This window comes from Thalassotalea marina, from assembly GCF_014656435.1.
GTDB lineage: Bacteria > Pseudomonadota > Gammaproteobacteria > Enterobacterales > Alteromonadaceae > Thalassotalea_C > Thalassotalea_C marina.
In genome coordinates this window covers 1-13,099 of the sequence record NZ_BNCK01000009.1, presented here as the reverse complement: position 1 = coordinate 13,099, position 13,099 = coordinate 1, and the positions used below count along the sequence as shown (strand labels likewise).

The 13,099-nt window shown below is 37.8% G+C and carries 14 protein-coding genes; 9 read left to right on the top strand and 5 right to left on the bottom strand.

Annotated elements, in window-relative coordinates; all coding sequences use genetic code 11:
* The first annotated feature begins 7 nt into the window (after positions 1 to 7).
* Entirely contained in the window at positions 8 to 334 is a 327-nt protein-coding gene (locus tag IE199_RS17385; RefSeq protein ID WP_189773164.1) for a hypothetical protein, read from the top strand.
* Positions 335 to 529: 195 nt separating this feature from the next.
* On the opposite strand, the gene IE199_RS17380 is transcribed toward IE199_RS17385, so the two are convergent.
* From IE199_RS17380 to nadE, 3 genes are all read right to left on the bottom strand, one after another.
* Positions 530 to 1,111, bottom strand: a complete 582-nt coding sequence (locus IE199_RS17380) for a GspH/FimT family protein (RefSeq protein WP_189773162.1) — start codon at positions 1,109 to 1,111, stop codon at positions 530 to 532.
* A 194-nt stretch (positions 1,112 to 1,305) separates the two neighbouring features.
* Entirely contained in the window at positions 1,306 to 1,866 is a 561-nt protein-coding gene (locus IE199_RS17375; protein WP_189773160.1) for a GspH/FimT family pseudopilin, read from the bottom strand.
* Positions 1,867 to 1,935: 69 nt separating this feature from the next.
* Complete coding sequence (nadE, locus tag IE199_RS17370) at positions 1,936 to 2,769, bottom strand: NAD(+) synthase (protein WP_189773157.1); 834 nt, start codon at positions 2,767 to 2,769, stop codon at positions 1,936 to 1,938.
* Between the two features lie 148 nt (positions 2,770 to 2,917).
* On the opposite strand from nadE, the gene glnB reads away from it, so the two are divergent.
* A complete protein-coding gene (gene glnB / locus IE199_RS17365) occupies positions 2,918 to 3,256 on the top strand; it encodes a nitrogen regulatory protein P-II (RefSeq protein WP_189773149.1) in 339 nt (112 codons plus the stop codon).
* A 49-nt stretch (positions 3,257 to 3,305) separates the two neighbouring features.
* On the opposite strand, the gene IE199_RS17360 is transcribed toward glnB, so the two are convergent.
* Entirely contained in the window at positions 3,306 to 4,067 is a 762-nt protein-coding gene (locus IE199_RS17360; RefSeq protein WP_189773577.1) for an outer membrane protein assembly factor BamD, read from the bottom strand.
* 155 nt (positions 4,068 to 4,222) lie between these two features.
* Between IE199_RS17360 and rluD the strand changes: the two genes are divergently transcribed.
* The 6 genes from rluD (at position 4,223) to IE199_RS17330 (ending at position 10,870) form a co-directional block, all read left to right on the top strand.
* On the top strand, positions 4,223 to 5,197 hold the full coding sequence (gene rluD / locus IE199_RS17355; protein ID WP_189773141.1) for a 23S rRNA pseudouridine(1911/1915/1917) synthase RluD: 975 nt from the start codon (positions 4,223 to 4,225) through the stop codon (positions 5,195 to 5,197).
* Positions 5,178 to 5,939: a peptidoglycan editing factor PgeF gene (gene pgeF, locus IE199_RS17350; protein WP_189773139.1), complete on the top strand. Its 762-nt coding sequence runs from the start codon at positions 5,178 to 5,180 to the stop codon at positions 5,937 to 5,939. Before rluD ends, pgeF begins: the two co-directional genes overlap by 20 nt.
* A 154-nt stretch (positions 5,940 to 6,093) precedes the next feature.
* Positions 6,094 to 8,670 (top strand): ATP-dependent chaperone ClpB, encoded by a 2,577-nt coding sequence (gene clpB / locus IE199_RS17345; RefSeq protein WP_189773131.1) that lies wholly within the window; start codon positions 6,094 to 6,096, stop codon positions 8,668 to 8,670.
* 324 nt (positions 8,671 to 8,994) lie between these two features.
* Entirely contained in the window at positions 8,995 to 9,603 is a 609-nt protein-coding gene (locus IE199_RS17340; protein ID WP_189773129.1) for an energy transducer TonB, read from the top strand.
* 9 nt (positions 9,604 to 9,612) lie between these two features.
* Positions 9,613 to 10,182: an RNA polymerase sigma factor gene (locus IE199_RS17335; protein WP_189773127.1), complete on the top strand. Its 570-nt coding sequence runs from the start codon at positions 9,613 to 9,615 to the stop codon at positions 10,180 to 10,182.
* Positions 10,175 to 10,870, top strand: coding sequence for an energy transducer TonB (locus tag IE199_RS17330; protein ID WP_189773126.1), 696 nt, complete (start codon positions 10,175 to 10,177; stop codon positions 10,868 to 10,870). The genes IE199_RS17335 and IE199_RS17330 overlap by 8 nt, the downstream gene beginning before the upstream one ends.
* Positions 10,871 to 11,112: 242 nt before the next feature.
* On the opposite strand, the gene IE199_RS17325 is transcribed toward IE199_RS17330, so the two are convergent.
* Positions 11,113 to 11,550 carry a DUF4124 domain-containing protein gene (locus tag IE199_RS17325; protein ID WP_189773124.1) on the bottom strand — a complete coding sequence of 146 codons (438 nt, stop codon included), beginning with the start codon at positions 11,548 to 11,550 and terminating at the stop codon, positions 11,113 to 11,115.
* A 178-nt stretch (positions 11,551 to 11,728) separates the two neighbouring features.
* Here IE199_RS17325 and pssA point away from each other — a divergent pair, with 178 nt between their 5' ends.
* Positions 11,729 to 12,583 carry a CDP-diacylglycerol--serine O-phosphatidyltransferase gene (gene pssA, locus IE199_RS17320; RefSeq protein WP_189773575.1) on the top strand — a complete coding sequence of 285 codons (855 nt, stop codon included), beginning with the start codon at positions 11,729 to 11,731 and terminating at the stop codon, positions 12,581 to 12,583.
* Positions 12,584 to 13,099: the final 516 nt, after the last annotated feature.

Sequence of the window (13,099 nt, the reverse complement as noted above, 5' to 3'; positions counted from 1 at the left end):
GTTAAAGATGAATAAATTTAAATTAACGTATTTAATGACTTTGCTATTGCTCCCTAGCTTTGCTTTTGCTCAAACATCTGAACAACTAGTCAGTGAAAAGACGTTGGCAAAATGCTATGTGGAGTTAATGGGTGGTAAACGCGTGATTTATAAATCAACTGTAAAAAGTGAAGAGCTCATACTCACCTTAGAAAATCGATTACCAAATACTGAAATTAGAGCACCTGGCGTAACAGGAAAGGCTAAGGTTTATAAGGTTTTTCAGTGCGTAAAAAACGACGTAGCATTTAAGCATGGGCGTGCAAATGTGCTGGAAGAAAAACAAATCAGGTAAACAAATCTCTACTTAATAGTCGAACCTTTTGTGTTAACTGAAATAAAATAATACAAGAGTTCGACTATGATTTACGAAAAATTGAGAGCCGTTTAACAATAGATACCGTGTTCTTTAATGCTTTTAACTTTTCTCTTCAATCATATTACATGTATGAACAATATTGGTTACTGCTACTTTTCACAGCAGATAGGACTAAGTACAGTTTAACTCGTTGCCGTTTCTATCTTCATCTTTACCATCGTTATCGGTGTCTTGAGTAAGGTAAGCTCTACCTGATAAAGCTATATTGACACCTCTAGCAAGTGCATTGTAGTTTTTGGGGCAATAGGTAAATGCAACATTATTTCCACCTATAAGCCTGCCAGTTGGTGAATATACAAGCGTTGCCCCTCCTGTAAATTTGATGATATCGTCACTTGATATATCAGCTTTAATTTTTACGATCTGCTCGTTAGCTGCATTGTAGTTATTGTTGTCATTTTCATTAACAAAAATAGTCAGTTGGTTTTTCCATCCATTGGTACAGGCGCCATTCGAAAGTGGACATACAGTAACTTGTTTTCCTGAATTAATTGCAGCATTTCTTGCGGTGATTAAAAACCGTTGTAATTCTATTACTTCGGCGTCAACTCGTGTTTTAACTGTAAATTCTGATAACGCCGGCAGCGCTATCAATGATGCCAAACCAATAATAGTTAAGGTAATAAGGATTTCTATCAGTGTCATCCCTTTAACCAACTGCCTTTGAAGTTTCAATTGCTTACAACGCGTCATAACTACAGCACCCATGCTTCAAATATACTTAATATAAGTCTACTAATGATTTACCTTTTAAGCGAGTAATACAAACAGAAACATATAAAGATCAATGGCGTTATTGTGAGTAGATAATATTAATCGACGATAAATGTGGCTGAAACTGTGTTATCAGCCACATTTAAGCATGTTCTCGACACTTCTTTTTCATATTAAGTACACGATATCGTTCGTCTAGAGCGTGTGATATTTCTACCCGAAAGATTTTGAAAACTCTGATAAATGCGACCAGAAGTTGCGACGACAATGCCTCTAGCTTTGTCATAATGGTCTTTAGGACAATACTTGAAGGTACCATTTTGTCCCCAGCCTGATAAGTGGCCAGTTGGAGCGTATGTTATTCCTGTCCTAGTCCTTGCATACAAAAGCTTGTCACCCTGTGAAGTTGCGTCTTTATGAGACAGCTGTTGTTCGCCTAAATGAGGTTCGAATACTTTATTGTTGTTTGCGTCAGTAAATACAATGATGGTTTTAGACCAATCCAGTTGGCACAGCGTATTTGTATCGACTGGGCAGACGGTGACATAAGAGTTGCTATGTATCGAGGTGTTTCTGGCGACTTGTAAAAGTTTCGACACTCGATAAATTTCATTATCAACTTTCGTTCTGACTAAAAAGTCGATGAAGCTTGGTATCCCAACCGAGATTAAACACACAACAATAGCTAATGTTACTAGCAGTTCAATCAAGGAAAGTCCTTTTTCCTTTTTCATATTGTTTATATCTATTACCTAAAACCTAAAGGTATAGAAAACACTTAGCGATAAAGCAAGTTCTACAAATTATGAGTCGTAAATTGTTGGAATTGGTTTTCGTTTGTGAACTGTTTTTTGGTAAATTGAGATAATTGTCTGTTGAATGTGCTCTGGTACTTGCCTGCCTTCCAAAAAGTCATCTAACTCATCGTAGGTAATGCCTAAAGCATCTTCGTCCTTTTTCCCTGGTGATAACTCTTCTAAATCTGCTGTTGGTACTTTGTTTACCAGCAAATCTGGAGCACCTAAAGCTTTCGCAAGTTGTCTGACTTGACGTTTAGATAAACCAAATAAAGGGGCTAGATCACATGCACCATCTCCCCATTTAGTAAAGAACCCCGTAATATTTTCAGCCGAGTGGTCTGTGCCAAGTACAAGACCACCAAGAATTCCCGCAATATGGTATTGCAGCACCATACGTGTTCTAGCCTTGACGTTACCCTTAGAAAAGTCAATTTGTTCTGCTGATGCCGTTAACAAATTAAAACCTTTTAAAGACGTTAATATTTCTGAATGAATACCGTCAGCCCCGGGTTGAACATTTGGCATTAGGCAAAACGAAGGATTGATAAAGTCTATGGCTAATTGAGCATCAGATTCATCGGCCTGTTCACCATAAGGAAGCCTTACAGCTATAAATTTGTATTCATCTTTGTGCTGAGCGTTTAGTTGTTCAACAGCAAGTTGAGCTAATTTGCCACAAGTTGATGAGTCAACACCACCACTAATACCTAAAACTAAGGTTTTTAGTCCTGATTCCACCAACTTATTTTTTATAAAATTAACACGACGTTTAATTTCAAAATCAGTGTCAATTTCAGGCAATACTTTCATTTCTTCGATAATCGCTTGCGGATCCATCAATATTCCTACATTAGGGTGTTGTTTCAATGGTGGTAAGTGTAACAAATAAAATAATTATATTGTGCTGTTAATTGCTTAGTTTTTGTTAAGTCTAAGCAATTGTGTAAAAATATTGGGTAGTGAAAAAATAATCATGGAAACAGCAATGAAAAAAATAGAAGCGATTATCAAACCATTTAAACTTGACGACGTAAGAGAAGCGTTAGGTGAAATTGGTGTAAATGGTATGACAGTGTCTGAGGTTAAAGGGTTTGGCCGACAAAAAGGGCATACAGAATTATACCGTGGTGCTGAGTATATGGTCGACTTTTTACCTAAAGCAAAATTGGAAATCGTTGTTGCAAACGAAGATGTAGAGCGTTGTGTACAGACTATAATGGATACCGCACAAACAGGTAAAATTGGCGATGGAAAGATATTTATTACTGACGTCGAAAGGGTTATTAGGATTCGAACTGGGGAAGAAGACAACGACGCGATTTAAGACAATATTAAAAAAGGGCATTAATATGCCCTTTTTTATGGAGGTTAGTTTATTTTACTAAACTGTTTTTAGGGTAGTTAGCAGCCAATACTTGCAGGGCATTACTCTTTAAATCATCAAGCCCCATTTTATCGTAGCATTCAATCATTATTTCTAATGCTTGCTCAACTTCTTCACTCGGTGAGTAATACTGTACGATATAACGGCCACGGTTTGCAGCGGAAGCATAAGCTTCACGTTCAATATAAAATCTGGCAACAGCCAACTCATATTTTGCCAAACGAGATTTTATTTCAATCATACGTTTTCTTGAGTCGGCAGCATATTTACTTTGTGGAAAATCAGTCAATATAGTTTTTAAGTCATTAAAGGCACTTCTAGAAGCACTTGGATCACGATCTGAACGATCAATTCCTGCTAAATCTTGGAACAGGTTAGCTTCTGTTGCCAAATTAATCAGTGCTCGCATGTAGTAAACATAATCAACATCAGCATGATTTGGGTTTAACTTTAAAAATCGATCCGCTAATGCTAAACCTTGTTCGGCATCATTACTTTTGTAGTAGGCATAAATTAAATCAAGTTGTACTTGATGAGAAATTGGGCCAAAAGGAAACCTTGAATCAATTGCCGACAAAATTTGAATTGCTCTTTTGTATAGGCCGTTATCTAAAGCTTCTCTTGCATCAACAAACAGTGCTTGTGCTGATTTATCCGGAACTTTATCCACGTCTGTTTCGTTAGAGGAAGAACAACCAACGAGTGTTAATAAGGTTAAAAATAAAAATGTTTTAATTGTCATATTGTCCATAGACTTTGATTTCACTACTTTATTATTTCAAATTCAAAATGTACTTAACCGCGGTAATTACTTAATGTAATTAAAATGTCAAACGGGTAAAATAAACACAGGCATTCTAACCTAGCATTCTATCCTTGCACAGTGCTAAATTCATAGAGAGATACATGGCAGAAAAAATTCTACACCAAGACCTTGTTCCAGAAAGCTGTTTAGGCAAGCGGTTCGACCAAACATTAGCTGAAATGTTCCCTGAATATTCTCGCTCAAGACTAAAAGAGTGGATATTAGCTGGCAGCGTTACCGTTAATGGCGTTGTTCTGACTAAAGCTCGTGAAAAAATGTATGGCGGCGAAAATATATCTATATCTGCAGAAATTGAAGCAGATGAAAGATTTGAACCACAAAACATTCCACTTAATATTGTTTATGAAGATGACGATATCTTGGTGATCAATAAACCAGCAGACCTTGTTGTACACCCCGGAGCAGGAAATCCTGATGGTACTGTATTAAATGCTTTGTTGCATCATTGTCCAAATATCGATCTCGTGCCACGTGCAGGTATTGTTCATCGATTAGATAAAGATACAACGGGTCTAATGGTTGTTGCAAAAACAATAGCCGCGCAAACTAACCTAGTAGAAGCTTTGCAAGCAAGAGAAATAACCCGAGAATATGAAGCCATTGCAAACGGACAAATGACAGCTGGTGGTATCGTTGATGAGCCTATTGGTCGTCATCCAAGTAAACGAACACATATGGCGGTAACAATGGGCGGACGCCCCTCGGTAACTCATTATCGAGTGATGGAAAAATTTAGAGCACATACACGATTAAGGTTAAGACTAGAAACTGGTCGTACGCATCAAATACGTGTTCACATGGCTCATATAACTCATCCTTTGGTTGGCGACCCTGTTTATGGCGGCAGACCAAGACCACCTCGTAATGCAACACCTGAGCTGGCAGCAATACTGAGAGGTTTTAGACGTCAAGCATTACATGCAGCCATGCTTTCATTGTTTCACCCAATTACAGGTGAACAAATGACTTGGACAGCCGATGTACCAGAAGATATGGTTAATTTAACCAATATTTTAAGAGCTGATACTAAACAAAATGCTAAAGACGAATACTAATTCAGCATTTGATCTTGTAACCTTGTCGAGTAAAGCAATTTCAGCTTTTCAAACGACAAGGTTAAATCCTTTAGATAGTAATGCTTCAATCTTGCCTTATGGAAACTTTAATTTAGGTTTACATGTTGATGATGAAGAGTCGCAGGTATTAAATAATCGACGTCAATTACTTAAATTTCTTCCATCTGATACAAAAATTCAGTGGTTAGATCAGGTCCACGGTAATGAAGTCGCCGTTATCAATGAACACAATGAGCAAGTGGTAACGGCTGATGCACTAGTAACTTCAACTAGAAATTTAGCGCTGGCAGTTATGACCGCAGACTGTTTACCTATATTGTTAAAAAGTTCATCCGAAAATGAAATCGCAGCGATTCATGGTGGATGGCGTCCACTTCGCTTGAACATCATTGAAAATACGTTAAATAAAATGGCGTCTCAACCTAGCGAAATTGAAGCTTGGTTGGGTCCATGTATCGGTGCGACTAGCTTTGAAGTTGGTGAAGAAGTTAAATTAGCATTTCAAGACGTCGATGGTGAACTAGCCACTTTTTTTCGAGAAACAGACTCAAATAAGTTTTTAGCTGATTTGCCAGGTATTGCGACATACCTGTTGCAGCGTGCAGGTGTTAAAAAAATTGCCATTAGTAGCCCTTGTACCGTTGAAAACAAACTACGTTATTATTCGTATCGACGAGACAAAGTCACCGGCCGTATGGCAACCATTATAGTAATCAACTAACTCCATTCTATTTATATAAACAACTTATCAATGTGTGAGTTGTTTTGATCAAAATCAAATCTTCCTTTGCTAGTTGCTTGAATTTCAGCAAAAAGCCCATAACTTTTAGTTAGAGTTATTGTAAGACCAGTAATATGGCAATAGGAGACTAACTATGCGATTAGATCGCTTTACTCAATCATTTCAAGTGGCAATTTCTGATGCGCAATCTATTGCATTAGGAAAAGATAATCAGTTCATTGAGCCCGTGCATTTAATGCTGGCGCTGCTAAACCAAAATAATGGCAGCACAATTCCATTATTAAAAAGTGCAGGTATTGATGTATATACTATACGGACTCAAGTAGAGGCTGCTGTATCAGAGTTACCAAAGGTTTCGGGTACAGGGGGCGATGTTCAATTATCAAATGCAATGGGCAGCTTACTAAATTTGTGTGACAAATATGCACAAAAGCTTGGAGACCAATATATATCTTCAGAAGTATTTTTACTTGCAGCAATTGAAGATAAGGGCAAGTTGGGGCAGATTTTAAAATCTTTAGGAGCGTCTGAGCAGCGTATTAAAGATGCCATTGAACATATTCGAGGTGGTCAAAAAGTTAACGACCAAAATGCTGAAGATGTTCGTCAAGCACTGGATAAATTTACTGTCGATGTTACTGCAAGGGCTTCAGAAGGTAAGTTAGATCCTGTTATTGGCAGGGATGACGAAATTAGGCGTACCATTCAGGTACTTCAACGACGGACGAAAAATAACCCTGTACTTATTGGGCAGCCTGGTGTTGGTAAAACAGCGATAGTAGAAGGGCTGGCACAGCGCATTGTGGATCATGAAGTACCAGAAGGTTTAAAAAACAAGCGTGTATTGTCGTTGGATATGGGCGCACTTGTCGCTGGTGCAAAATACCGAGGCGAGTTTGAAGAGCGCTTAAAGGCGGTATTAAATGAATTGGCTAAAGAGGAAGGCCAAGTTATTTTGTTTATCGACGAATTACACACAATGGTTGGCGCAGGTAAAACAGACGGCGCAATGGATGCCGGTAACATGTTAAAACCAGCCTTAGCTCGGGGTGATTTACATTGTGTAGGTGCTACAACTCTAGATGAATACCGTCAATATATCGAAAAAGATGCAGCGCTAGAGCGAAGATTTCAGAAGGTTTTAGTAGAAGAGCCTAGTGTTGAAGACACAATTGCTATTTTACGTGGTTTGAAAGAACGTTATGAGTTGCATCACAATGTTGAAATTACGGATCCTGCTATTGTTGCCGCAGCAAGTTTATCACATCGTTATATTAGTGATCGTCAGTTGCCAGACAAAGCAATTGATTTGATTGACGAGTCGGCTTCCAGTATCAGGCTGCAAATGGATTCAAAACCTGAAGAGCTAGATCGTTTAGATAGGAAGATAATCCAACTTAAACTGGAGCAAAAAGCATTAGAAGACGAAACTGATGATAGCTCGGTTAAGCGTTTAAACTTAATAAACGAACAATTATCTGAACTTGAAGCAAATTATCATGAACTAGATGAGATTTGGACATCTGAAAAAGCGGCAATACACGGCACTCAAACCATCAAAGGTGAACTAGAGCAGGCTCGAATTGAACTAGAACAGGCTCGACGTAGCAGTGACTTAAACAAAATGGCAGAGCTGCAATATAGCAGGATCCCATCGTTGGAAAAGCAACTTGATTTAGCGTCTCAAGCAGAGATGCAGGAAATGAGTTTGTTAAGAAACAAAGTAACAGATGTTGAAATTGCTGATGTATTGAGCCGCTCGACAGGTATTCCTGTATCAAAAATGTTAGAAGAAGAACGCGACAAGTTAATAAAAATGGAAGATGAATTACACAAGCGTGTAATTGGTCAACATGAGGCTGTTGGCTCTGTAGCCAATGCTATTAGACGATCTCGTGCTGGGTTGGCAGATCCTAATCAACCTATCGGTTCGTTTTTGTTTTTAGGACCAACAGGTGTCGGTAAAACCGAGTTGACCAAGGCGGTTGCTAACTTTCTATTTGATAGTGAAGACGCCTTAATTCGTGTTGATATGTCTGAATTCATGGAGAAGCATTCTGTTGCTAGATTAGTGGGTGCTCCTCCTGGATATGTCGGTTACGAAGAAGGCGGTTATTTAACAGAGGCAGTTCGCCGAAAGCCATACTCAGTTATATTGCTGGACGAAATAGAAAAAGCGCATCCTGATGTGTTTAATATTCTTCTTCAGGTATTAGATGACGGCCGCTTAACTGATGGTCAAGGTCGAACGGTCGACTTTAGAAATACCGTTGTAATTATGACCTCAAATATCGGCTCAGATATTATTCAACTTTATGCTAATGATAATCAGTATGAAGAAATGAAAGCCAAAGTTATGAATGAAGTTGGTCAATATTTTAAGCCAGAGTTTATAAACCGGATTGACGAATCTGTGGTCTTTCATCCGTTGAAGTCCGATGAAATTAAAGAAATCGCGAATATACAATTGAAGGCTTTAGTAGAGCGACTAGCTAATCAAGAAATTGAATTATTAGTTACCGAAGAAGCCGTATCACTAATTGCGCAAGCTGGGTTTGATCCGTTATTTGGTGCTCGACCGTTAAAAAGAGCGATACAACAATCAATTGAAAATCCTTTAGCTCATAAGATACTTGCTAGTGAGTCGATGAGGGGACAGTCGATTAAAGCAGATGTAAAAGATAATTGCTTTGTCTTTACTAATACTTAAACGTTACTATTGCTAACAATAGCAGAAAGTACAAAGCCATCTAGTGGCTAACATGTGTTAGACATGGCGCGTCAAATAACTTTTGGCAATTCTTATCTAACTGTCACTAGTTTGCAATTGTGAATTAAAAAGCTACTCAATAATATTGAGTAGCTTTTTTTTAGTGTGGCTTCAAATACCTCTACTTTGCAAAAAGTTTAAAAATATTCATTTTATTTAACCCCTTTTTAAAACCCTAATCGTTATATCTGTAAACAAGTAATAAATAACGACTTGTTTGCCGTGTGGCCACACCTCTTTATTAGCTTTAATTGAGGAAACACGATGAATAGATACATAATGATCTTACCCTTTGCTAGTGCAACGACTATTGGCTTATTTGCCTTTATGGCGTACTTAATCGAAAATGAAGAACCGCGAGGGCTTGATTATGAGGACCCGGTAGTTGTTGAATTATATCAACTACCAAAGGAATCAAAGCCAAACACCATAAATAGGAAGCCAATACAGGCACCTGAGCCGCCACCTAAAATGAAAATGGCTCGTTCGCAAGTTGAAACAAGTGAAATACAAAATGAAATTCAATTTACCGCTATAGGTATGGATATACCAGCGGGTAAAGCCGAGTTTTCTCTTGGAACTGGGATGAAAAATAATGATGCTCGCCCTATTGTTAGGTCAAATCCTAGATATCCTATCGAAGCGTCACAACACGGAATAGAAGGGTGGGTCAAATTGGGATTCGATATTAATGAATTAGGAGAGGTTATCAATATTAGCGTGATCGATTCTCAGCCCAAACGTTTGTTTGATAAAGCGGCCAAAAGCGCATTAAAAAAATGGAAATACAAAGCGAAGATTGTTGATGGTAAACCTGTGATACAATCTGGGATTACAGTGCAATTAGACTTCAACATGCAACAGCAAATATAAGGATACCATTTGAAGTTACCTTCAATGATAAAAGGGTGGATTAATACATCATCTAGTCCCGAAAAATTGCTCAATAAGTATATTGAAACAGGTGATAAAACTTGCTTAAGTTTGCTTGTTGAGCAATTTAATAAGCCTCTATTTCATTATTTACTTTCCATGTCTGATCGATCCTTGGCTGAAGATGTTGTGCAAACAACTTGGCTAAAAGTGCTCAAACTTCAGCATTTACCTTTAACCCATCAGAATGTAAAAGGCTGGCTGTATACAATTGCGAGAAATACACTATTTGATGAATTGAAACGAATGAAACGTTGGCAGTGGCAGTCACTTGATGAGATAACTGAAGTGATGGAATGGAATCCATTGATAAATAAAAACGCAGAGAGGTTGGTTCAATTTAATCAAGCACTCGAACAATTGCCGTTTTTTCAGCGTGAAGCCTTTATTTTCCAACAAGACGGATTTTCTGTATCTGAGATTGCTCAAATTACTAATGAATCTTTTGAAACGGTGAAAAGCCGACTTAGGTATGCACGTAAACACCTTAAACAAGCTTTAGGAAACAATCATGAATAGTAAATTTGATAAAGACATAGCCGAGCTTTATCAGCAACGTCAAGATAATATCGATGCACCTAAAATAATGTTTAAAGAAACTCGAATCGTGCGTAAATACTCATTGGTAAAATCGTTGAGTATTTTACTTATGGGAGGTGTGGCGTCTTTCGCTATTTTCGCCATCATCACGCATTTAGCAAAATCACCAAATCATAAAATTGTAGAAGCAGCGTTTAAACATCAAGTGGTGATAATACCTGAAATTGCAGCTGAAGCGTTAGATGAGCCAACTATAGTTAAGTCGTCGTTGCCAAAAGAACCAGAAGTAAACAACCCTGACATGGACCGGCCGTTGACTAGGCCAGAAGTCATACCTAAGCCTAGAGCAGAGACACAACTTAATTTGAAATTAGAGAATCCCGTTCTGTTGCCCAGTATGACAAAACCCGAATATCACGTAGAGCCTACCTATAAGATATTACCTGATTACCCTGAAGCCTTAATAAAAATGCATAAAACAGGTCAAGTAACGTTACGTTATGAAATTGATGAAAACGGCAGGGTTAAAAATATTTCAGTTGTTGAAAATCAAGGTGACAAACGGTTTAGACGTGCCTCTCAAAGTGCATTAGCTAAATGGGTGTATCCGCCGCAAGCTGATATCGAACGCGTTTATGAAGTGGTATTCGAATTCAAGATACCATAATAAAAGGTGCTCCATATTATCATTGAGTTATTTAATAGCTTAGTCATTAAAACCGTATTGAAATGTTGAAAAATAGCGTTTAGATAAAACATACAATTAATCACAGCAGTAGTTCATTTTGGTGAAATTGTTGGAATGCTTGTTGGGTGGGCACTTAACACAAAAAAGCTGAGTATCTATGTGACTCAGCTTTAATTCTGATACAGTTCAGAGGTTTGTTAAATATTAAAGTAGAGATCTACCTAAATATCGCAATACACTTCTACTTGTTTTTCATTAATTGCAAGTTGCTGTTTCTTTTCAAGCTCTGTTAATACCTGCACCTGTCCGTTTTCATCGGTGTACTGTATGTTGTCATGATTTTTTAATGTGGCGACATTTGCTTTTGCTTCATCACACTTTGATTTTGTTGCATCCACTTTGGTTGAATTCGTGTTTACATTACCTTGTGTGCCTTTTGAATTGCCACTAGCCGCGGGAGATTTGTCGTCTTTGGGAAGTTTAGTATTAGTTTTGTTAAATACAGATAACGATAATTCTGTATAGTCATTGTGGTTGGGTTGATGTTGGCTAAAATGAACGACGTTATTTTTATCTACCCATCGATAAACGGTAACATTCTGTGCAACGGCACTTGTAACAAAGTAAATGGTTAACAAGCTGGCAATAGTTTTTTGCATATGTCTTCCAAACTGTTTTTAAAAATGTACAGGCAGTCCATGTTATAACAATAGCTTTTGGCGTTTACAAATACTTGATGTAAACGAATTAAGTGAAATTTAATTAATTATAGGTGAATTTAAGTTATGTGTGATAAATTACATAGCTAATCAAGAAGACGATCTCTATATTAGGCGTATGTCAAGCAATCAATCACCTTCACCAACACCATCGCGTGGTATCTATTTACTCCCTAACTTGTTAACAACAGCTGGGCTCTTTTCCGGTTTTTTCGCTGTTGTTTCTTCTATGAATGGTCACTTTGAAAGTGCAGCTGTTGCCATCTTCATCGCTATGATATTTGATGGCTTAGATGGACGGGTAGCAAGAATGACTAATACTCAAAGTGAGTTTGGCGCTGAATATGACAGTATGGCCGACATGGTGTCCTTTGGTATTGCTCCAGGTCTTGTTGCCTATAACTGGGCATTATCAGGAATGGGGAAGTTTGGTTGGTTAGCTGCGTTTGTATTTGTCGCAGGGGCAGCATTGCGTTTAGCCCGTTTTAATACACAAGTAGGTGTGGCTGATAAAAGATATTTCCAGGGATTAGCAAGTCCTGCGGCGGCAGGTGTGATTGCTAGTCTTGTCTGGGCAGGCACTGAGTATGAAATAACTGGCCAAGATTTTGGTTTTGTTATGGGACTTATTACTATTATCACTGGTTTGTTGATGGTAAGTAACTTTAGATACAACAGCTTCAAAGAAGTAGACTGGAAAGGAAAGGTCAATTTTATTGTCGTATTATTGATTGTGTTGGTATTTGTTATTGTTGCTTCGAGTCCTGCTGAATTACTTACCGTTATTTTCGTGTTGTATGCAGCGTCTGGACCAATAACAACTATCCGTAGTGTCAAAAAGTTAAAATTAGAACATGTCGTTGGTGATGATCAAGATGCTGAGTTTAAACAAGAAGCATTTAAAACATCAAACTCAGAAAATGCTAAAAAAGCTAATGAAAATGTCGACTCCGATGTAAAAGATAAAGATTAATGGGTAACTGAGTTGTTACTATGAAGAAAAAGCGTGCTTGCCACGCTTTTTTCGTTTTTATTTGAGTTTTTCTTGGAAGAATTGGTTGTTTTGTACTAAATTTAAACACCCAGTTGAGCTTTTGATAAAAAGTGACAAAAAGGTGTTGACGGCGAGATAAAAATCCCTAAAATGCGCATCCACTTCTCGGGGACAAGCCAAGAAGCAGTTTTGATAAGTTTAGTTAAGTAAATACTTAACAAAACAATCAACCAAACTTGAAAAAATAAAATAAAGTTTTTTAAGAAAAGTGTTGACATCAAAACTGAGATGCGTAAAATGCGCATCCGCTCTCAACGGTAGAGCGCACGCCAAACACGAATGTGATGTTTGGTCGAATCGCAAGATTCAAGTTCTTTAACAATTAGTTATCATGCAATTTGTGTGGGCACTCACAGTGATGATGTTTTACCAGTAGCTTAGGCTATAAAAAACTAACTCAGTGAGGTTCATGCAAAAACTACTTTTATAAGTTTT